The organism is Acinetobacter sp. NPDC052428 (genome assembly GCF_044547685.1).
Classification (GTDB): domain Bacteria; phylum Pseudomonadota; class Gammaproteobacteria; order Pseudomonadales; family Moraxellaceae; genus Acinetobacter; species Acinetobacter lwoffii_G.
Map to the genome: position 1 here is coordinate 232,212 of NZ_JBIUAT010000002.1, position 19,031 is coordinate 251,242.

Annotated in this window: 23 protein-coding genes and 1 pseudogene (1 of these 24 only partly in view); 19 read left to right on the top strand and 5 right to left on the bottom strand. The window is 45.0% G+C overall.

What is annotated here, in order from left to right; translation table 11 throughout:
* From rpsH to ACIG3F_RS02950, 14 genes and pseudogenes are all read left to right on the top strand, one after another.
* Window positions 1-25, top strand: a pseudogene (gene rpsH, locus ACIG3F_RS02885) (30S ribosomal protein S8); its annotated part reaches 243 nt to the left of the window's first position; the annotation flags it as partial.
* Between the two features lie 79 nt (window positions 26-104).
* Window positions 105-638, top strand: a complete 534-nt coding sequence (rplF, locus tag ACIG3F_RS02890) for a 50S ribosomal protein L6 (RefSeq protein ID WP_004281498.1) — start codon at window positions 105-107, stop codon at window positions 636-638.
* A 14-nt stretch (window positions 639-652) separates the two neighbouring features.
* Window positions 653-1,003 (top strand): 50S ribosomal protein L18, encoded by a 351-nt coding sequence (rplR, locus tag ACIG3F_RS02895; protein WP_396469325.1) that lies wholly within the window; start codon window positions 653-655, stop codon window positions 1,001-1,003.
* Between the two features lie 2 nt (window positions 1,004-1,005).
* Window positions 1,006-1,503 carry a 30S ribosomal protein S5 gene (rpsE, locus tag ACIG3F_RS02900; protein WP_004281496.1) on the top strand — a complete coding sequence of 166 codons (498 nt, stop codon included), beginning with the start codon at window positions 1,006-1,008 and terminating at the stop codon, window positions 1,501-1,503.
* Between the two features lie 6 nt (window positions 1,504-1,509).
* On the top strand, window positions 1,510-1,686 hold the full coding sequence (rpmD, locus tag ACIG3F_RS02905; protein WP_004281495.1) for a 50S ribosomal protein L30: 177 nt from the start codon (window positions 1,510-1,512) through the stop codon (window positions 1,684-1,686).
* Window positions 1,687-1,689: 3 nt separating this feature from the next.
* Window positions 1,690-2,130 (top strand): 50S ribosomal protein L15, encoded by a 441-nt coding sequence (rplO, locus tag ACIG3F_RS02910; protein ID WP_064094518.1) that lies wholly within the window; start codon window positions 1,690-1,692, stop codon window positions 2,128-2,130.
* A 45-nt stretch (window positions 2,131-2,175) separates the two neighbouring features.
* Window positions 2,176-3,495, top strand: coding sequence for a preprotein translocase subunit SecY (gene secY / locus ACIG3F_RS02915; protein WP_396469363.1), 1,320 nt, complete (start codon window positions 2,176-2,178; stop codon window positions 3,493-3,495).
* A 19-nt stretch (window positions 3,496-3,514) separates the two neighbouring features.
* Entirely contained in the window at window positions 3,515-3,631 is a 117-nt protein-coding gene (gene rpmJ / locus ACIG3F_RS02920) for a 50S ribosomal protein L36 (RefSeq protein WP_000867907.1), read from the top strand.
* A gap of 105 nt (window positions 3,632-3,736) precedes the next feature.
* Window positions 3,737-4,093 carry a 30S ribosomal protein S13 gene (rpsM, locus tag ACIG3F_RS02925; RefSeq protein ID WP_004281492.1) on the top strand — a complete coding sequence of 119 codons (357 nt, stop codon included), beginning with the start codon at window positions 3,737-3,739 and terminating at the stop codon, window positions 4,091-4,093.
* A 19-nt stretch (window positions 4,094-4,112) separates the two neighbouring features.
* The gene (gene rpsK / locus ACIG3F_RS02930) at window positions 4,113-4,499 is read left to right on the top strand and encodes a 30S ribosomal protein S11 (protein ID WP_396469329.1); all 387 of its coding nucleotides are present in this window, start codon (window positions 4,113-4,115) and stop codon (window positions 4,497-4,499) included.
* A gap of 12 nt (window positions 4,500-4,511) precedes the next feature.
* Complete coding sequence (gene rpsD, locus ACIG3F_RS02935) at window positions 4,512-5,138, top strand: 30S ribosomal protein S4 (RefSeq protein WP_004281490.1); 627 nt, start codon at window positions 4,512-4,514, stop codon at window positions 5,136-5,138.
* A gap of 16 nt (window positions 5,139-5,154) precedes the next feature.
* Entirely contained in the window at window positions 5,155-6,162 is a 1,008-nt protein-coding gene (locus ACIG3F_RS02940; protein ID WP_004281489.1) for a DNA-directed RNA polymerase subunit alpha, read from the top strand.
* Between the two features lie 18 nt (window positions 6,163-6,180).
* Window positions 6,181-6,546, top strand: a complete 366-nt coding sequence (gene rplQ, locus ACIG3F_RS02945) for a 50S ribosomal protein L17 (RefSeq protein ID WP_004281488.1) — start codon at window positions 6,181-6,183, stop codon at window positions 6,544-6,546.
* Window positions 6,547-6,766: 220 nt separating this feature from the next.
* Window positions 6,767-8,257 (top strand): flavin-containing monooxygenase, encoded by a 1,491-nt coding sequence (locus tag ACIG3F_RS02950; RefSeq protein WP_396469332.1) that lies wholly within the window; start codon window positions 6,767-6,769, stop codon window positions 8,255-8,257.
* Window positions 8,258-8,319: 62 nt separating this feature from the next.
* On the opposite strand, the gene ACIG3F_RS02955 is transcribed toward ACIG3F_RS02950, so the two are convergent.
* Window positions 8,320-9,492, bottom strand: coding sequence for an acyl-CoA dehydrogenase family protein (locus ACIG3F_RS02955; RefSeq protein ID WP_222112283.1), 1,173 nt, complete (start codon window positions 9,490-9,492; stop codon window positions 8,320-8,322).
* A 183-nt stretch (window positions 9,493-9,675) separates the two neighbouring features.
* On the opposite strand from ACIG3F_RS02955, the gene ACIG3F_RS02960 reads away from it, so the two are divergent.
* From ACIG3F_RS02960 to ACIG3F_RS02980, 5 genes are all read left to right on the top strand, one after another.
* A complete protein-coding gene (locus ACIG3F_RS02960; RefSeq protein WP_004281484.1) occupies window positions 9,676-9,933 on the top strand; it encodes a succinate dehydrogenase assembly factor 2 in 258 nt (85 codons plus the stop codon).
* Window positions 9,926-10,312 (top strand): hypothetical protein, encoded by a 387-nt coding sequence (locus tag ACIG3F_RS02965; RefSeq protein ID WP_396469335.1) that lies wholly within the window; start codon window positions 9,926-9,928, stop codon window positions 10,310-10,312. Before ACIG3F_RS02960 ends, ACIG3F_RS02965 begins: the two co-directional genes overlap by 8 nt.
* A gap of 535 nt (window positions 10,313-10,847) precedes the next feature.
* Window positions 10,848-11,888 carry a hypothetical protein gene (locus ACIG3F_RS02970; protein WP_004281480.1) on the top strand — a complete coding sequence of 347 codons (1,041 nt, stop codon included), beginning with the start codon at window positions 10,848-10,850 and terminating at the stop codon, window positions 11,886-11,888.
* Window positions 11,889-11,955: 67 nt separating this feature from the next.
* Window positions 11,956-12,528: a rhombosortase gene (rrtA, locus tag ACIG3F_RS02975; protein ID WP_004281478.1), complete on the top strand. Its 573-nt coding sequence runs from the start codon at window positions 11,956-11,958 to the stop codon at window positions 12,526-12,528.
* 198 nt (window positions 12,529-12,726) lie between these two features.
* Window positions 12,727-15,009 carry a TRAP transporter large permease subunit gene (locus ACIG3F_RS02980; RefSeq protein WP_396469337.1) on the top strand — a complete coding sequence of 761 codons (2,283 nt, stop codon included), beginning with the start codon at window positions 12,727-12,729 and terminating at the stop codon, window positions 15,007-15,009.
* A 61-nt stretch (window positions 15,010-15,070) separates the two neighbouring features.
* Here ACIG3F_RS02980 and ACIG3F_RS02985 read toward each other — a convergent pair whose 3' ends face one another.
* From ACIG3F_RS02985 to ACIG3F_RS03000, 4 genes are read right to left on the bottom strand one after another with little or no spacing between them, the layout of a single operon-like run.
* Entirely contained in the window at window positions 15,071-15,952 is an 882-nt protein-coding gene (locus ACIG3F_RS02985) for a DMT family transporter (RefSeq protein ID WP_071850863.1), read from the bottom strand.
* 55 nt (window positions 15,953-16,007) lie between these two features.
* Window positions 16,008-16,442: a hypothetical protein gene (locus ACIG3F_RS02990; RefSeq protein ID WP_071850861.1), complete on the bottom strand. Its 435-nt coding sequence runs from the start codon at window positions 16,440-16,442 to the stop codon at window positions 16,008-16,010.
* Window positions 16,443-16,459: 17 nt separating this feature from the next.
* The gene (locus tag ACIG3F_RS02995; RefSeq protein WP_171054337.1) at window positions 16,460-16,669 is read right to left on the bottom strand and encodes a YheV family putative zinc ribbon protein; all 210 of its coding nucleotides are present in this window, start codon (window positions 16,667-16,669) and stop codon (window positions 16,460-16,462) included.
* 40 nt (window positions 16,670-16,709) lie between these two features.
* Entirely contained in the window at window positions 16,710-18,764 is a 2,055-nt protein-coding gene (locus ACIG3F_RS03000) for a M3 family metallopeptidase (protein ID WP_253137929.1), read from the bottom strand.
* Window positions 18,765-19,031: the final 267 nt, after the last annotated feature.

Below are 19,031 nucleotides of genomic sequence, written 5' to 3' on the forward strand. Positions count from 1 at the left end.
TGCAATTGTTTCTACAATCAAAGGAAAAATTACTGATCGCGCTGCACGTGCTGCAGGCGTTGGTGGTGAAGTTATTGCTTTTGTTTCTTAATAGGTGATTCCTCATGTCTCGTGTGGCTAAAGCCCCAGTAACTGTACCTAACGGTGTAACAGTTACTCAGAACGGCCGGCAGGTCGAAGTGAAAGGCACTAAAGGTACATTGTCTTTCAACCTGCATGCGCTGGTCGAGCTTAAACAGGAAGACGGTATTCTGGCTATTGCTCCAGTACAAGAGTCGAAAGACGCTTGGATGCAAGCTGGTACTGCTCGCGCTGTGCTAAACAACCTTGTAAAAGGTGTTAGCGAAGGTTTCGAACGTAAGTTACAGCTTATCGGTGTTGGTTATAAAGCTGCGGTTAAAGGTGACGTTGTTCATCTTAACCTTGGTTTCTCTCACCCGATCGATTATGCACTTCCTGCAGGTGTAACTGCTGAAACTCCAACTGCAACTGAAATCGTACTTAAATCTGCTGATAAAGCAGCTTTAGGTCAGGTTGCTGCAGATATCCGTGGTTACCGTCCACCAGAGCCGTATAAAGGCAAAGGTGTTCGTTATTCTGACGAAGTTGTACTTCGTAAAGAAGCTAAGAAGAAATAAGGCGCGAGGTTCTTATGAACGAAAAGAAACAAGCCCGTTTGCGTCGTGCGAAAAGCACACGCTTGCACATCCGTGCATTGGGTGCGACTCGTTTGTGTGTAAACCGCACTCCGCGTCACATCTATGCTCAAGTTATCTCTGCAGATGGTGGCAAAGTATTAGCGCAAGCTTCTACTTTAGACGCTACTCTACGTGCGGGTACAACTGGTAACGTTGAAGCAGCTCAAAAAGTAGGTGCTTTAATCGCAGAACGCGCTAAAGCAGCTGGTGTTACTAAAGTTGCATTTGACCGTTCTGGTTTTAAATATCATGGTCGTATCAAAGCCTTGGCTTATGATTCTCGTGAAAACGGCTTGGAGTTCTAATCATGGCTAAAGTTGAACAAAACGAAGGTCTTGTTGAAAAGCTGGTTGCCGTTGATCGTGTAGCCAAAGTTGTTAAGGGTGGTCGTATCTTCTCTTTCACAGCATTAACTGTTGTGGGTGATGGTAATGGTCGCGTAGGTTTTGGTCGTGGTAAAGCACGTGAAGTTCCAGCTGCTATCTCTAAAGCACTTGAAGCTGCTCGTCGCAATATGATTACTGTTGACCTTGTTGATGGTACGTTACAGCACCCAATTCATGCACGTCACGGCGCTAGTCGCGTATTCATGCAGCCTGCCTCTGAAGGTACAGGTGTAATTGCTGGTGGCGCTATGCGTGCAGTTCTAGAAGCTGTAGGCGTACGTAACGTGTTGACTAAATGCCGTGGTTCTACTAACGCTGCTAACGTAGTAAACGCAACTTTCAATGGTTTGCGTGATATGACTACTCCTGAAAAGGTTGCTGCGAAACGTGGTCTTTCAGTAGAACAAATTCAAGGGTAATCAATCATGAAAACGATTAAAGTTACCCAGACTAAATCTGCATCGCACCGCTTGAAAAATCACAAGCTTAGCCTGCAAGGTTTAGGTCTGCGTCGTATTGGTCATACTGTAGAAGTGTTAGACACACCTTCTAACCGTGGTATGATCAACCAAGTCTACTATATGGTTAGTGTAGAGGAATAAGCCATGACTCTGCGTTTAAATACAATTGCACCTGCAGAAGGTGCTAAACGTGACAACCTTCGTTTAGGCCGTGGTATCGGTTCTGGCGTTGGTAAGACCGGTGGCCGTGGTGTCAAAGGTCAAAACTCACGTAAGAGCGGTGGTACTCGTCCAGGTTTCGAAGGCGGTCAAACAGCACTTTATCGTCGTTTGCCTAAATTCGGCTTCACTAGCCAATTGGCTTTGAAAACTGCTGAAGTACGTTTATCTGAGCTTGCTAAAGTTGAAGGCGACATCGTGTCTCTTGAAACTTTAAAAGCTGCGAACGTTGTACGTAAAGACATGACTCGTGCTCGTATCGTACTTTCTGGTGAAATTACTCGTGCATTCACTATTCAAGGTGTTGCATTGACTAAAGGCGCTAAAGCTGCTGTTGAAGCTGCTGGCGGCAAAGTCGAGGAGTAATCCCCAGTGTCTATGACTCCTAGTTCTTCAGGTCATGTCAACATGATGAAAGGCCAACCATTTCATGTGAAATACCGTGAAATTATTCGTCGAATGATGTTTCTCATTGGTGCGTTGTTGGTGTTTCGACTAGGAGCGCATATTCCAGTACCAGGCATCAATAATGCTGCGTTAGAAAACTTGTTTAATGCAAACCAAGGTACCATCCTTGGTTTGTTCAACATGTTCTCTGGTGGTGCATTAGAACGAATGTCTATTCTTGCTCTCGGGATCATGCCATACATCTCTGCATCGATTATTGTGCAGTTGATGTCAACTGTGGTTCCTTCGCTGGAAGCTTTAAAGAAAGAAGGCGAGCAAGGCAAACGTAAAATTAATCAATATACACGACAAGGTACATTATTCTTAGCGCTGGTACAGGCGATAGGTATGTGTGCAGGCCTGATCAGTCAGGGGATTACCCTGAATACTGGTTTGGCTTTTTATGTTCCTGCAGTAACCTCACTGGTTGCGGGGACCATGTTCTTGATGTGGTTGGGTGAACAGATTACCGAGCGTGGGGTGGGGAATGGTATTTCCATGATCATCTTCGCGGGTATTGTTGCCGGATTGCCTAATCTAATTATGCAATCTTTCTCATCTGTAGATAATGGCCAGACCAGCCTGATTGGCTTGGTAATTTTTGGTTTGTTGTCTCTGGGTGTTTTGGCAGCGATCGTGTTTATCGAGAAAGCGCAGCGTCGTATTCCGGTAAACTATGCTCAAAAACAACAAGGTCGTCGTGTATTTACTGCACAGCAGACACATTTGCCATTAAAAATTAATATGGCGGGTGTGATTCCGGCAATTTTTGCCAGCTCATTGCTTTTGTTCCCTGCGAGCTTAGGTCAGTGGGTGGGTAGTGCAGATCCAAATGCTGGATTTATTAAGCGTAGCCTGCAAGATATAGCATTGGTGTTGTCGCCTGGTCAGCCGTTGTATTTGGTGCTCTTTGGTGCGTTAATTATCTTTTTCTGTTACTTCTATACAGCACTGGTATTTAGTCCTAAAGAAGTGTCAGAGAACTTGAAACGCAGCGGAGCTTACGTGCCTGGTATACGTCCAGGTGAGCAAACTGCTCGTTACTTAGATCATATTCTCAATCGTTTGACGTTTATTGGCGCGATTTACATCGCAGTCATTTGTTTGATGCCGATGGTATTGCAAAGTTCATTTGGTATTCCATTCTATTTGGGTGGTACCTCTTTGCTGATTGTTGTGGTAGTAGTGATGGACTTTATGGCTCAGCTGCAATCACACCTTACTTCGCACCAATACGATAATCAAACGTTAATGAGAAAAACGACTGCTCATCCTAAGGGATAAGCGCACTTGAGGTTTCATCATGAAAGTACAAGCTTCTGTTAAGAAAATTTGTGGTAGCTGTAAAGTTATCCGTCGTAATGGGGTTATCCGCGTAATTTGTAGCGCAGAACCTCGTCATAAGCAGCGTCAAGGTTAATCTGATTAAGACCTGTTGATTTCTGTAGGCGAATTAGGTTATTATCCGCCCCTCAAGATTTTTGTGGGGCGGTTGATTATCTACTGCCTTTTTGGAGAAAATTGAATGGCTCGTATTGCCGGTGTAAACATTCCGGATAACAAGCACGCTGTTATCTCTCTAACGTATATCTTTGGTATTGGTCGCCATACTTCAAAAGCTATCTTAGCTGCTGCTGGTATTGCTCCAACTACTAAGATCCGTGAATTAGATGACGCTCAGCTTGATGCGATTCGTGCAGAAGTTGCTAAGGTTCCGACCGAAGGTGATTTACGTCGCGAAATTTCCATGAACATTAAACGTTTAATGGATTTAGGCTGCTACCGCGGTCTTCGTCATCGTCGCAGCTTGCCTGTCCGCGGTCAACGCACCAAAACTAACGCTCGTACCCGTAAAGGTCCGCGCAAACCTATTAAGAAATAAGATTTCTGGAAGCTAAAAGATGGCTAAAGATACTCGCGCACGCAAGAAGGTCACTCGTACCGTCTCTGTAGGTGTCGCACACATTCACGCTTCTTTTAATAACACCATTGTGACTATTACCGATCGTCAAGGTAATGCTCTGGCTTGGGCCACTTCAGGTGGACAAGGCTTCCGTGGATCACGTAAATCATCTCCGTTCGCTGCTCAGGTAGCTGCTGAAGTTGCTGGTAAAGCTGCTTTAGACTACGGTTTGAAAAACTTGGACGTCCTTGTAAAAGGTCCTGGTCCTGGTCGTGAATCTGCGGTTCGTGCTTTAGGTGCAGTGGGTTATAAAAGTCACAGCATTACCGATGTGACGCCAATCCCGCACAACGGTTGCCGTCCACCTAAAAAACGTCGCGTGTAAGGAGAAACATTCATGGCTCGTTATATTGGTCCAAAATGCAAACTCTCTCGTCGCGAAGGGACAGACCTGCAACTTAAATCAGGCGTTAAACCGTTTGATGTTAAGACAAAAAAACATGCGAAAGTTCCTGGCCAACACGGCGGGGCTCGTGGTGGTAAACAATCTGAGTACTCACTACAATTACGTGAAAAACAAAAAGTACGTCGCATGTACGGTGTTTTAGAGCGTCAATTTAGTAACTACTATAAAGAAGCTGCTCGTGTTAAAGGCGCAACTGGTGAAAACCTGTTGAAGCTACTTGAAAGCCGTCTTGATAACGTTGTTTATCGTATGGGTTTCGGTTCTACTCGTGCAGAAGCTCGTCAGTTAGTATCTCACCGTAGCATCACTTTGAATGGCCGTCGTGTTAACATTGCGTCTATCCAAGTTAAAGCGGGTGATGTGATCGCAGTTCACGAAGGCGCTAAGCAACAATTACGTATCAAAAACGCAATTGAATTAGCTACTCAACGTGGTATGCCTTCTTGGATGGAAATTGACCATTCTAAATTAGAAGGTACGTTCAAAGCTGCACCGGATCGTTCTGATTTACCTGCTGAAATCAACGAAAGCTTGATTGTAGAATTGTATTCTAAATAATCCTTGAGGAAGCAATATGACGCGTACTGCAAATGAGTTTCTAACTCCGCAAGCGATCAAGGTCGAAGCGGCAAGCGGGACCTCGGCAAAAGTTATTCTAGAACCATTAGAGCGTGGCTTTGGTCATACTCTTGGTAATGCTTTACGTCGCATCCTTCTTTCTTCTCTACCTGGCGCAGCTGTGGTAGAAGTTGAGATTGAAGGGGTCGAGCACGAGTACAGTACTTTGGAAGGCTTGCAGCAGGACATCGTCGAGCTCTTGCTGAACCTAAAAGGATTGTCGATTAAGCTGTTCGATCAAAATGAAGCATATTTGACATTAGAGAAACAAGGTGCAGGCGACGTAACTGCGGCTGACCTTCGTTTACCTCATAATGTTGAAGTGGTTAACCCTGAACATTTGATCGGTACTTTAAGTGCCTCAGGCTCATTGAAAATGCGTCTGAAAGTGGCTCAAGGTCGTGGCTACGAGACTTCTGATTCACGCTTCCCAGAAGGCGAAACTCGCCCAGTGGGTCGCTTGCAGTTAGATGCTTCTTACAGCCCAATCAAACGTGTTTCATACACCGTGGAAAACGCGCGTGTAGAACAACGTACTGACCTTGATAAACTGATCATTGATCTTGAAACCAATGGTACTGTAGATCCTGAAGAAGCGATCCGCAAAGCTGCAACTATTTTGCAGCAACAAATTGCGATCTTCGTTGACCTTCAGAAAGATCAAGCACCTGTTGCTCAAGAGCCTCGTGAAGAAGTTGACCCAATCTTGCTTCGCCCAGTAGATGATCTAGAGCTAACTGTTCGTTCTGCTAACTGTTTGAAAGCAGAAAACATTTACTACATTGGTGATCTTGTACAGCGTACTGAAGTTGAGTTGCTTAAAACTCCTAACTTGGGTAAAAAATCGCTTACTGAGATCAAAGATGTTCTGGCTTCTAAAGGCTTACAACTCGGCATGCGTTTAGAGAACTGGCCACCGGCTAGTCTCCGTATGGACGATCGTTTCGCCTATCGTAGCCGTTAATTAAGTAGGACTATCACCATGCGTCATCGTAATAGTGGTGTGAAATTAGGCCGTACAAGCAGTCATCGTAAAGCGATGTTCCAAAACATGGCTAACTCTTTGTTCGAGCACGAGTTGATCAAAACAACTGTGCCTAAAGCAAAAGAGTTACGTCGTGTAGCTGAGCCTTTAATCACTTTAGCTAAAAACGATACAGTAGCAAACCGTCGTTTGGCGTTTGCTCGTACTCGTTCAGCAGCAACTGTTGGTAAATTATTTACCGTTCTTGGCCCTCGTTACAAAGAGCGTAACGGCGGTTATCTACGTGTTCTTAAAGCGGGCTTCCGTGCAGGTGATGCTGCACCGATGGCTTACGTTGAGCTAGTAGATCGCGAAGTTAACTAATTTCGTGAAGAATAACGCAAGTTGTTCGAAAAGGTCGGTTGAATAAACCGGCCTTTTTTATTGTCTGTATATTTTAATTTAGTCTGACTTTTAATCTCGTATGACTGGATCTGGCCTCAAAAGATAAAAAAATAACGTCTTTTTAATAAACTTGACATTGTGTATTGTCAGTTTTGTGATTTAATAAAAACAGATAGCATCGCTTAGGTAAAAAAACAAGATGGAAAAGCAGGTAGATATTTTAATTGTGGGTGCGGGGATCTCGGGGATTGGTCTGGCAGCGCATCTTTCTAAACATTGTCCACAACGCTCTTTTGACATCATCGAACGTCGTGAAAGTATTGGCGGAACTTGGGATCTGTTCAAATATCCGGGAATTCGTTCCGATTCGGATATGTCGACTTTTGGCTTTAATTTTAAGCCTTGGAAAAAAGAAAGCGTGCTTGCCGATGGCGCATCCATCAAAAATTATCTGACTGAAGTGGTGGAGGAATTCAAGCTTCAGCCGAAAATCCATTTTCAGCATCGTGTCTTAAGTGCTGATTATGATTCTGCGACCTGCAAATGGTCGGTAGAGATTGAGGACGCACAAGGCAAGAAGCAGATCTGGATCGCCAACTTCGTACTGGGCTGTACCGGTTATTACAACTATGACCAAGGTTTTCAGCCAGAGTTTCCAAATCAGGAGGCATTCAAAGGTGAATTTATTCATCCGCAACATTGGCCGGAAAATTTAAACTATAAAGGCAAAAAAGTGGTCATCATTGGCAGTGGTGCGACCGCGATTACCTTGGTGCCTGCCATGGCTAAAGGTGGAGCAGGTCATGTGACCATGTTGCAGCGTTCACCGACTTATATTGCCTCTGTGCCTTCTGTCGATTTTATATATTCAAAAATGCGTAAATATCTGCCTGAGGAGGTCGCTTATAAGCTGACGCGTGCGCGTAATATCGGCATGCAGCGCGGGATTTATGCTTTGGCACAGAAACAGCCAAAATTATTAAAGTCGCTTTTGCTTAAATCGGTGCAACTCCAGCTGAAAGGTAAAGTGGATATGAAGCACTTTACCCCGAATTATGAACCTTGGGATCAACGTCTCTGTGTGGTGCCGGATGGGGATTTATTTAGAATTTTACGTGAAGGGCAGGCATCGGTTGCAACGGATCAGATAGAAACCTTTACCGAAACAGGAATTCAGCTGAAATCAGGTCAACATCTGGAGGCTGATATTATTGTCTCTGCCACCGGTCTGAATATCCAAATTCTCGGTGGGATTCAGGCGACGATGGATGGCCAGCCTGTCGATACCTCACAGCATATGTTGTATAGAGGAATCATGGTCAGTGATGTACCGAATATGGCGCTGATTATTGGCTATATTAATGCCTCTTGGACGCTTAAAGTCGACATCGCCGCTGAGTATATTTGCCGTCTATTGAACTATATGGATCAGCAAGGCTATACGGAAGTGATTGCTCAGGGAGATCAGAGTGAATTACTTCAGGATACCGTCATGGGAAGTCTCAGTTCCGGTTATATCGCCCGTGCTGCGGACGTCATGCCAAAGCAGGGTAAACATGCACCTTGGAAAGTTAGCAACAATTATCTGGCAGATCGCAAGGAACTCAAGCAGGCTTCGTTTGAAGATGCTGTGCTAAAATTTAAAAAAAACAGCAATGCTTTAAAGCATAAACCGCGTCTGGTTTCTTAAGCTTAGATTTTTGAATAAAGAAAAAAAGAGTCCCTAGCGACTCTTTTTTTTCTTTATTTAGTTTAAAGCGAACGTGCGATGAGTTCCTTCATGATTTCATTGGTACCGGCATAAATCCGGTTGGCGCGGTTGTCGATATAGGCACGGGCAATCGGATATTCCAGCATATAACCATAGCCTCCATGCAATTGCAGGCATTCATCTACGACCTTGCTATACATTTCTGAAATCTTGTACTTGGCCGCAGCAGCGGCATCTACGCCTAGTTCGTGCTTGAGTTGCAGCTGCATACAGCGATCCAGATAAGTACGGCAGACATCGATCTCGGTACGTAGTTCTGCCAGTTTAAAACGGGTATTCTGAAAATGGCTGATGCTCTTGCCAAATGCCTGACGCTCTTTGGTATATTTCACCGTATGCGCGAAAGCGGCTTCAGCGCCTGCCTGACAGATAATCGCCACAATCAGGCGCTCCCAGGCCAGTTCTTTCATTAGCATCATAAAGCCCATGCCTTCCAGACCGAGCAGGTTTTCTTTGGGTACCCGAACATTGTCAAAAAACAGCTCGCAAGTATCCTGGCCTTTCATGCCGATTTTATTCAGCGGTTTACCTTTGCTAAATCCGGCTCGATCGGCTTCTACCATAATCAGTGACAGATTGGCTGAACCTTTATCATTATTGCCGGTTTTACAAACCACAATCGCCATATCACAGAGATAGCCATTGGTAATAAATATCTTGGAACCATTAATCACATAGTCATCGCCATCCAATACAGCAGAGGTACGTACTGCTTGTAGGTCAGAGCCAGTTCCCGGTTCGGTCATGGCGATCGCGGTGACGACCTCTCCAGACGCCATTTTGGGTAGCCAATATTGTTTTTGGCGATCATTGCCAAAATTCAGCAGATAATTGGCGACGATATCCGAATGTAGCGAAAACCCAGTCGCTGAATCTCCGGCATAGGCCTGTTCCTCAATCAAAATCATGCTATACAGCCGGTCTACGCCAGAGCCGCCATATTCCTCAGGCATGGTAGCGCAGAGCAATCCAAGCTCACCGGCTTTATTCCACAGCTCTCGATCTACATGCTGCTGACTTTCATAACGCTCGGTATGTGGAATGACTTCTTTCTCATAAAATTTACGTACCGTCTCGCGAAAAGCCTCATGTTCGGTAGTAAAGAGTTGGCGCGGCAGCATCGGAGCAAGTGGGCGAATGGCTGCAGATTGCATCTTGTTATTCCTTATTTTGATCTGTTTGGTTTAACTTAGGCCATGCCAAGATCAGCAGCAATGAGCGGAATGTTCAAATGATTTAAATCTGCTGATGCTTTTGGTCATTTCTATGAAATCCCTCGAAATTCAGCCAGCGCTTCAGGTAAACTATTCGGGTTTATAACGAGTTGGGGAAATTCGATGACTGATGACATCAGCTTAGAAGAGCGCAAAGTGATTTATCGTGCGCGTCGTGGTCTAAAAGAACTGGATGTATATTTTGATCCCTACGTAAAAAACCATTACCTGAATGCTGAGCCTTTCGAAAAACAGATGTTTGCAGAGCTGGTTGAGCAGGAAGACCCGGATTTGCTGGACTGGTTTATGGAAGTGTCTGAGCCGCCGCGTCCTGAACTGAAAGATTTTATCAAGAAGCTTAAATTTTACGTTCATGGATAATCGTTGCTTCAAGCTGAAACGCAGTCTGTGTGCATTGGCGTTTCAGCTTTTTATTTTTGCACTGCTGATGTATCTGTTGTATCAGTTATTACCGCTTGCACTTTGGGCAGTGTGTGCTGTCATAGGCTTGATGATTTATCAGCTATTTTATCGCAAGGCCCCCCAGATTGAGCAGTTTGAATATCTGGATGGACGCGAGTGGTCATTGACTGCCAAAGCACGGCCTATCCGTCGGGTATGCATTAGCCATGTCATTGATCATCAAGCTTATATTGTGGTGTATTTCCAGCATGCCAAGGCAAGACCTTTACTGATCTGGTGTGACCAATTGCCACTCAAACAATGGAAATCCTTAAAAATATTGACTAAATTAATTTAGTTGTAAGACAAACGCATTTTAATTTTCGGATTAAAATACTGATAAAACAAATATTTATCTTATTAGTCTATTTTTATTGTCAGACAAAAATCACGGTTAATCCATAACTTAGAGGAATTGTCTGACAATTTATCCCTCGGGTTTTATTATTAGCCTGTACATTTACCACACCAACAGCAAATACGGGAGACCTTGATGGAATTTCCAGTGTGGATGTTTCTGATCGTAGCGATTGTTTTGGCCCTGGTAATTGGACGACTCGGGACGGTGCTGAAGGATAAATTTTCATCTTAATCAAGCAGGGTTAAATCACTTCTCTGCTTGTACAGTTAATAAGTAGCATGTGCTGAACCGTCGCAATGCTACTTTTTTTTGCCCAAAATTTGGGATTCTCCTGAATGCAGTCAATTGCAGTACGGCCATTTAATGGCAAAGTGTCTCGTCTAAATTAGAGTAAATACTCTTTTATTCATAAAATGCTTCTGATATCTTTAGCAGAAAGATGGACATAATCACAATTATAGAGGACAGGAAAATGTCAGACGTCCGTAAAATATGCCAAGGTATGGCGACCATTGCAATAACAACAACAGTTTTGACGGGGTGTTCTCAGGTCATTAAAACCGGTGCCAATGTTGCACTGGGTTTCACCGAAAACCATATTGTACCGCCGATTTTAGCGATGGATGATGCTGAAATGGTGTGTAATTCAGGGAATTCCTTAACTCCTGCCATTATGGCGACCAAAGAAATGGGGGCGGATCCAACACGGGTAGCCGTGCTGATGTATTCGGCTGCCGGTATTTGTGCCGAGCAAAAAGCGCTGGAAGCCGAGTTACGCTATTTACGTGCTTCAAAAACCAATCAGGTGGCAGAAGCTCAAGATGCCCGAATCGAGCAGAAGCGCTGGGCGGCACTGGCAGCACAGCGTCAATATACCGGTTATCAACTGTTCCAGAGCCGTTATGAAAAGAAATACCAAAAAGCCCTGGGTGAAGAATGCCCACGCATGAACAGTGATATCGAGCAAACGGTTTATCTGTTGGGTATGCTCAGTGGCTTGCAGGCCATGACCAATGATATTAACTCGGGTGGTGCAGTGCATGTACCGAAAGATATTGCTGCCGTGGTCGAGCGTGGCATGGTGTGTCTGGATAACGCGAAATTCTGGGGGGCGCCGAATGCCACCCGTGCGGTGATCTGGACTTTGTTGCCAGGCGCAGGGGAAGGCAAGCCTGACCCTTACCAAACATTAAAACAATCTACACAAATTGGTGAGCAAAAAGGTGTACGTTTATCTCATGCCTTGTATGCCGTAGCGGCTCAGGCCAGTGGCGATGATGCCAAAGTTCGGGATGCCTTGAAAACCTTTGCTCAGGCCCGTACCGAGGAAAAACCGGTAAATCCGCAATTCAAGCTGATTGACAGCATGGCCGCGATTATGGTCAGTGGCATATCAGATCGTTACTGGACAGAAAATACTGGTATACGTAGTGGCGATGATGGCATGCAACGTTTCTGGGATGAATCCGACAGTTCTTCCGAGCTCGATGATCTGTTCAGTGCGGATCTGTAATGCAGATACTATGCATGAAGCTTCAGGGATGAAGTCAAATTAGATGGTCAGGGAGGACAACAGGCCGATGCTAGATCAACATTTTCGACGAAAAATTATTTTTCTAGCGGCTTTTGTCTCTCTCTCTGCATGTCTGCAAATTTTTCAGGATCATTTTATCTACTGGCAAGAGAGTCTGCTGGGTGAATTCTGGCGACTCTGGACAGCGCACTGGGTACATGTGAGCTGGATTCATTACTTTCTAAACATTCTCGCCTTTATCTGTTTACCTTTCATTTTTCCACGCGCTACCGTCTGGCATTTCTGTGCCATTTTGCTGATCTTGCCACCGTTGATCAGTTTAAGCTTTTATTTTTTCTTACCCAATATTGAAGCCTATGCTGGCCTGTCGGGCGTGCTGCATGGTGCCTATGTCGCCGTAGCCTGTGTACATTTGCTGTATAAGCGGGAACGCGGCTTTGCGGCGCTGGTATTATTTTTGATTTTTGCCAAACTGGTCTGGGAAAACACCATTGGCAATGTCGGGACGGCGCAGCTGATTGGTAGTCCGGTTTTGGTTGAGGCACATTTACTTGGGGTGATTTGGGGCGTGATTCTGGCGCTGATCTATATTGTGAGCAATTATTTTCGGGATAATTAAAGTGCAGAGATAAATAATTTACTTGGCAGAAAATACAAAAAGAAAATATAAATTGTCATTTTTATTGTGCCAATTTTCATGCAAAGTCAAAACATAGAATAAAGATCCTGACCTTTGAAAAGGAATTTTTCGGGGCAGAAGGGAAGATCAGCGTCCTAGACCAAGCATCAGGCCGCTAAAATAAAAATAGGAATACACATGCAAAATGATGATCAAAACAGATCAGGATTAGGTCTGTTGCGTTATATATGGACAGAGTGGATCTCGACCTTCGTCGTGCTGGTTTTACTTTTGCTCACTTTAATTATTGGCACCGGGGAAATGATTCACGGCCAGTTGCTGCGTATGGGTGAGCGTATTTACGGCGATCCGGCAACCGGAATGCAATATTCATTTTTAAGGGCTGAACCGACGCGTCCACAGTGTGAACGCAATATCAATGTCGATCAGCGTGTTCAGCAGCAGATGAAAGCCGATGCAGCCGATGAATATGCCGACTTCTTCGGGGTGCGTTCGGAAGCGGATGTCCGTGCTGCGGTGTTACAGGCACAGCAGGTCTGTGAAGAATCCTACCTGTTTTATGATAAAGCCATTCAACATGTGCAAGCTCATCCAAGTATTCGGGCTTATCGGACGTTTGAAACCTCTTTTTTTGGAATCTTCAAGTTTGGTACGGAAAACCGGGCTTTGCTTCTGGTCATCATGGTGGTCTTTGCTGCGATCAGTGCCACTCTAAAAACCCATCATATTGGCTTACGTAGCCCGAGCACGCGTATCGACTTTAAAGTTTATTCGGTCGCCATGCTGGTCGCTAATGCTTTCCTGGCATTTTCATCCTATAGCCAATATCAGTCCGTATTGAACTCGGGCGTGCCGATGGGGGAGATGAAGTACATCTACTGGTTGTGGATGATTCTGTTCAGCACACTCACCTTGATCAGCCTGTATCAGGTGATCAAACAGCCAAAACCAACGCGCGAAGGTGGCAGTTTTGGTCTGGCCTTTTTGAGTGTGCCGCTGTATGCCTATATGGCCATTACTACCGGAATAAATTTCACCTTTTTTATGGACTATCCAATGGGACAGGGGATTTACCTCGGTCAATTGGTAGAGTTTTCCAGTATTTTCCTAAATCTGGCCTTGTTTATCTGGGCCGGTATGTTGCTGAAACAGACCCGTGTCGTGGACATGTTCCTGAATATTCTGCGTCCATGGAATCTGGCCCCTGAAACCCTGACCTGGTTAATCTTGCTGGCAGCTGCATTACCGACCGCCTATACCGGAGCATCAGGGATTTTCGTAATTGCCGCAGGTGCGATTATTTACAAGGAAGTCTGGAATGCGGGCGGACGCCGTCAGTTTGCATTGGCCGCCACTGCAATGTCTGGTTCACTGGGCGTGGTTTTACGTCCTTGCTTGCTGATTGTCGTTGTGGCATCACTGAATAAAGAAGTGACCACCGACTTACTCTATCACTACGGGATTTATGTCTTCCTGCTCAGTTCGACTTTATTCCTGGTAATTTCCCTGTTCTTTGCAGAAAACAAATTCCGGATTGCTGCACCTATTGTGGCTGCTCCTCAATCCGGTCGCGCCTTCATTGCGATTATTCCATATATCGTGATTTTCATTCTGATCTGGTTATTCTATAAATATGCCTTGTCGACTGACCTGAATGAATTTACCGCACCGGTGATGATGCCAGTCATTCTGCTGATGATTGTCTTGTTCGACAAGTTGCGTCATGAACCTGCGCCGTTGCCGGCAGTGGGGCATTGGGATGAAACTTTGACCGCAACTTTAAACTCAAGATCGACACCTGAACTGGCAACAGCCGGTGCTGCGGCCAATGCAGAATATCGTGAAGCTGAACATAGCGAACAATCAGGCAAAGAACTGGTGGTTGATCATGCTGTGCAGCGCTCAAAGGCGACCGAAATTTTACGTCAAGTCGGTTTCTGGAAGTCCATGCATATTTCGACCAGTGAGACCGTGGGCCATATTGGTGCCTTGGTCATTCTGATGGCACTCTCGGTGAGTGTCGGTGGCTTGCTGGAACGTATTGAAATTATGGAAGCCTTCCCGACCGATATCAGTAGTACTATTTTGGTGATTTCACTGATTGTCGGCTTGATGATTTTTGTCGGGATGATCATGGATCCATTTGGCGCGGTGATTCTGATTTCGGCAACCGTGGCTCCAGTGGCTTACCAATATGGCATTCATCCAGTTCATTTCTGGATGATTACCCTGATTGGTTTTGAGCTGGGTTATGTGACGCCACCGGTTGCGCTGAATCATCTGCTGGCCAGACAGTCGATTGGCGATGCTGAGGTGGCTGAAGCGGATGCGGAAGTTCGCCATCTGTCTTTTTACTATCGTTATGAACGCTGGATTTTACCAGTGATAGTATTGCTGCCTGCGATGCTGATCATTGCCTATGTGCCTTATATCTTTAAACTGTTCGGCTGGTATCAATAAGAAAAAAGCAATAAAAAAGCACCTACGGGTGCTTTTTTATTGCTTTGATTTCGAATCTTGATCAAATCTTGGATGAATTCAGGCGCTTTTGTAGAATCGGGCTACACAGTAGAATCGCACAGAAAATCAGCCCCAGCCCAATCAGGCTATAAAGGTCTGGAACCTCATGCCAGAACAGAAAGCCCCACATGCCGGCAAAGAAAATCGCCACATAGTTGACCGGTCCAATTTGTCCTGCCGGAGCCAGCTTGTAGGCATTTGACATGAACAGTTGGCTGAAATTGGCCAGGATGCCGGCAGTAATCAGATAGCTGAGTTCTGTCAGGGTATAAGGTCGCCATAGCCAGAACATCGGAATCACTGAAATCAGGGTGCCAATAAAGCAGAAATAAAACACGATTTTTTCCGGAGACTCAGTTTTAGTCAGTGCCCGAACCGTGACAAAGGCCATCGCCGCCAGAAAGCTCGCACTCAAACCAATGACCGACATCAGGTTAATTAGACCCGAATCTGGTTTGGCGACACAGAGTACGCCGATGAAACCAATCAGAGCTGCGGCTAACATGCTTGTGGTGATTTTTTCCTTGAGAAATAGCCAGGCAATCAAAGGAATAAAAATCGGGGAAGAGTAGGTGAAGACCATAGCATTGGAGAGTTTTAAATGAGCAATGGCATAGAAAAAGCCGTACATGGCAGTCAGGCCGACCACTGCGCGCCAAGTGTGCATCCATAGTTTTTCAGTTTTGAAAAAACCAATGCCTTTATTGAAAATGAAAGGCAGGAAAATAAACAGCCCAACAAAATTGCGAAAGAAGACCACGGTAGCATTATCAACTGTTGTTGAGGCATAACGGATACAGACGCCCATGACTGAAAAGAGAAAGGCAGAGCAGGTCAGTAACAGAATGGCTTTAAGCAGATGCGGAGCGGCTGGGGCAGACATGGAAACAACTGAGCTAGAAGATCTGACGATATTCTAGCTGAAATGCTGTCGAGATTTACTGGCTTTGAGCAAGTTGTGCTTCAAGTAACTTGATCTGTTCCTCTTTCAGTTGGATCAACTGGTCGGCATCGCTATGCTGCGCATCCAGTGTGGCTTTTTGTTCATTGAGCTGAACTTGGATGTCATCTAATTTAGCCACTTCTTCTTTGGCCAAACTGGCATTCTCCGGCACTGGTGCATCTAACAGCTGATTTGATACCAGTGCTTTAGCTTCGATCGTCTCAGGTGCTTTCGCTGCCGCCGTATCTTCTTCAGTTTTCGCCGCAGGTTTTGCTGCCGGAACAGCCGCGATATCTTCCTGATGTATGCGTTCCGCTTCACCGGAAAAGGCATTCAACCACTGATATAGCAATACCAATGCAACGACAGTAACTAAAGCCCCCATAATCCCCATTAAAAGTTTGGGGTTATTTCTTTGTTCTACTGACATAGCTTGAACCTTGATTTTTATTTTACTGAACGAGGTTTAAACTGAATCACGCCAACTTCATCTGGAACAGCTGGTGTTTCTGGTTGATCAACATGTGTGGGACGATTTTCTTCATAACCACATTCAATACATTCGATCCATTCATCTTCACCAGAGGTCAGCATGACGACGCGATCTAACGCCTGACATTTTGGACATTTTGCGCCTGCAATGAAACGACGTTTAATGGTCATCATACTCACCTTGTGATCAACTTAAAAAGCTAGTTTAAGCGTTTTTAGAGGGGTTCGTCCAACCTTGATGACGCAGCAACGCATCTATTTTTGGCTCGCGTCCGCGGAAATTGATAAATGCGTCAAGTGCTGTGTCTTTTCCGCCAACTGCGAGGATATTTTCCCGAAACTGCTTTCCGGTAGTGGTATTAAAAATACCTTCATCTTCAAAGCGGTCGAAGGCATCACTGGCCAAAACTTCGGCCCATTTATAGGAATAATATCCTGCTGCATAACCACCGGCAAAAATGTGACTGAAGCTGTGCTGGAAACGGTTATAGTCGGTGGTCGGTAGGACCGCATACTTTTCACGGATCTCATTCAGAGTAGCCTGAACCTGTGTTGCATTTAAAGCCGGATTGGCTCGGTGAATACTCAGGTCAAACAGGGCAAATTCAAGCTGACGCAGGGTTTGCATGCCAGACTGGAAGAAACGTGCATCGAGCAGGGCTTTCAGCAACTCTGCCGGCAAGGATTCTTGAGTTTCAATGTGCTCGCTGAGCAGATCCAGACTTTCCTGATCCCAGGCCCAGAATTCCATAAACTGGCTTGGCAGTTCGACCGCATCCCAAGCCACGCCATGGGTACCTGCTACCGCAATATTGTCCACTTCTGTCAGCATATGATGCAGGCCATGACCAAATTCATGGAACAAGGTGATGACTTCATCATGGGTCAAGAGTGCAGGGCGATTGCCGACGGGTGGAGTAAAGTTACCGACCATATAACAAATCGGTTTTTGCAAGCCATCACTGGTCTGCATACGGGAACGGAAACCGCTCATCCATGCACCGCCACGTTTGCCTTGACGTGCATACAGATCAAAATAGAAACCGCCAATGACCTGACCCTGATCTTCCAGTTCAAAATAACGTGCATCTGGATGCCAGACAGGCGCTTCACGTTCAATGACTTGAATGCCATACAGACGATTCACAATACTGAACAGGCCTTGCAGGATTTTTGGTGCAGGGAAGTAAGGTTTAAGCACTTCCTGTGACAAATTAAATTGCTGCATTTTCAGCTTTTCAGAATAATAGCCACTGTCCCACGGTTGCAGATCACGGATGCCATCTTCAGCAGCAATCGCTTTCAGTTCTGCAATTTCTTTCTCTGCTGGCGCGCGGGCATGCTCTGCCAGATCACGCAAGAATTCGTCTACGGCCTCTACACTTGGTGCCATTTTGCTGGCTAAGGACAATTCCGCATAATTATTAAAGCCAAGCAGTTTTGCCATTTCCAGACGCAAACTGAGAATTTCTTCGATCAGTGCAGTATTGTCAAACTCGCTCTGTTCAGCCTGATCTGACGCACGTGTGGTATAAGCTTTATAGAGTTCTTCACGCAGAGGGCGATTTTCTGAATGGGTCATGATCGCCAGATAAGACGGGAAATCCAGCGTAGCCACCGGTTGATCCAGCTCACGTTGCTGACCATATTGTTTTAACAGCTCAATATTACTGGTAGATAGACCCGCTAACTCCTCTTCATTTAGCGGTCTGAAATAGGCCTGAGTCGCATCCAGTACATGGTTGGAGAAGTCGGAAGATAATTGGGACAGACGTGCCGAAATTTCCGCATAACGTTTTTTCGCTTCACCCTCTAACGCCACCCCAGATAATTTAAAGTCACGTAAGGCCAGTTTAATGGCGCTTTGCTGCGCTGCCGGCAGTTCACTATAAATCGACGCATCATAAATATGCTGATAGGTCTGATACAGCGCCGTATGTTGACCCAGTTGCGTATAATATTCGCTAAGACCCGGTAAAAGTGCTTGGTAGACATCACGGGTTTCGGCATTGTTCATCACGGCATTTAAATGTGACAAGATGCCCCAAGACTCACTCATATTGTTTTCAAGCGTGTCGACATGTTCCAACGTAGTCAGCTGCTCCTGTACTGTAGTAGGCGTTTCGGTGAGGTCATTCAGGAACTTTTGCCCTTCAGCGATACAGCTTTCAATTTTTTGTTTTAGCTCAGCCAGCGTAATCTGATCAAATTGTGGAACAGGCAAAGTTGCCTTTTCTAAAGTCATGTCGGTCTGCCAAATTAATTTTCAATGTTAAATCTAGATGTAGGGCTTTTAATTGAGTAAATCAAGTTTTGAAACTAATATTTGCTTTATAATTTGAAAATAGAGAAAAATTATTATGCAAAGAAAAACAGAAGTAACATTTTTATTTAGTGCAGCAGTCGCTTTTATCTTACTTGGTATATTGTAATATTGGTTTATCTTCGATTTTGTTGTCCCAATATCTTATTATGATAAGGCTTTGTTGCACAAAGATTTAAAATTAAAGCTACTCTGAGCTAGTCA

Excerpts from the sequence above, each read along its gene's own strand:
- ACIG3F_RS02970 (WP_004281480.1), top strand. The coding sequence starts at position 10,848 with ATGTCAGACGTCCGTAAAATATGCCAAGGTATGGCGACCATTGCAATA.
- secY (WP_396469363.1), top strand. The coding sequence starts at position 2,176 with ATGAAAGGCCAACCATTTCATGTGAAATACCGTGAAATTATTCGTCGA.
- ACIG3F_RS02955 (WP_222112283.1), bottom strand. The coding sequence starts at position 9,492 with ATGCAATCTGCAGCCATTCGCCCACTTGCTCCGATGCTGCCGCGCCAA.
- rplO (WP_064094518.1), top strand. The coding sequence starts at position 1,690 with ATGACTCTGCGTTTAAATACAATTGCACCTGCAGAAGGTGCTAAACGT.
- rpsE (WP_004281496.1), top strand. The coding sequence starts at position 1,006 with ATGGCTAAAGTTGAACAAAACGAAGGTCTTGTTGAAAAGCTGGTTGCC.
- rplR (WP_396469325.1), top strand. The coding sequence starts at position 653 with ATGAACGAAAAGAAACAAGCCCGTTTGCGTCGTGCGAAAAGCACACGC.
- rpmJ (WP_000867907.1), top strand. The coding sequence starts at position 3,515 with ATGAAAGTACAAGCTTCTGTTAAGAAAATTTGTGGTAGCTGTAAAGTT.
- rplQ (WP_004281488.1), top strand. The coding sequence starts at position 6,181 with ATGCGTCATCGTAATAGTGGTGTGAAATTAGGCCGTACAAGCAGTCAT.
- ACIG3F_RS02985 (WP_071850863.1), bottom strand. The coding sequence starts at position 15,952 with ATGTCTGCCCCAGCCGCTCCGCATCTGCTTAAAGCCATTCTGTTACTG.
- rpmD (WP_004281495.1), top strand. The coding sequence starts at position 1,510 with ATGAAAACGATTAAAGTTACCCAGACTAAATCTGCATCGCACCGCTTG.
- rpsK (WP_396469329.1), top strand. The coding sequence starts at position 4,113 with ATGGCTAAAGATACTCGCGCACGCAAGAAGGTCACTCGTACCGTCTCT.
- ACIG3F_RS02960 (WP_004281484.1), top strand. The coding sequence starts at position 9,676 with ATGACTGATGACATCAGCTTAGAAGAGCGCAAAGTGATTTATCGTGCG.
- rplF (WP_004281498.1), top strand. The coding sequence starts at position 105 with ATGTCTCGTGTGGCTAAAGCCCCAGTAACTGTACCTAACGGTGTAACA.
- ACIG3F_RS02950 (WP_396469332.1), top strand. The coding sequence starts at position 6,767 with ATGGAAAAGCAGGTAGATATTTTAATTGTGGGTGCGGGGATCTCGGGG.
- ACIG3F_RS02965 (WP_396469335.1), top strand. The coding sequence starts at position 9,926 with ATGGATAATCGTTGCTTCAAGCTGAAACGCAGTCTGTGTGCATTGGCG.
- rpsD (WP_004281490.1), top strand. The coding sequence starts at position 4,512 with ATGGCTCGTTATATTGGTCCAAAATGCAAACTCTCTCGTCGCGAAGGG.
- rrtA (WP_004281478.1), top strand. The coding sequence starts at position 11,956 with ATGCTAGATCAACATTTTCGACGAAAAATTATTTTTCTAGCGGCTTTT.
- ACIG3F_RS02980 (WP_396469337.1), top strand. The coding sequence starts at position 12,727 with ATGCAAAATGATGATCAAAACAGATCAGGATTAGGTCTGTTGCGTTAT.
- ACIG3F_RS02940 (WP_004281489.1), top strand. The coding sequence starts at position 5,155 with ATGACGCGTACTGCAAATGAGTTTCTAACTCCGCAAGCGATCAAGGTC.
- rpsM (WP_004281492.1), top strand. The coding sequence starts at position 3,737 with ATGGCTCGTATTGCCGGTGTAAACATTCCGGATAACAAGCACGCTGTT.
- ACIG3F_RS02990 (WP_071850861.1), bottom strand. The coding sequence starts at position 16,442 with ATGTCAGTAGAACAAAGAAATAACCCCAAACTTTTAATGGGGATTATG.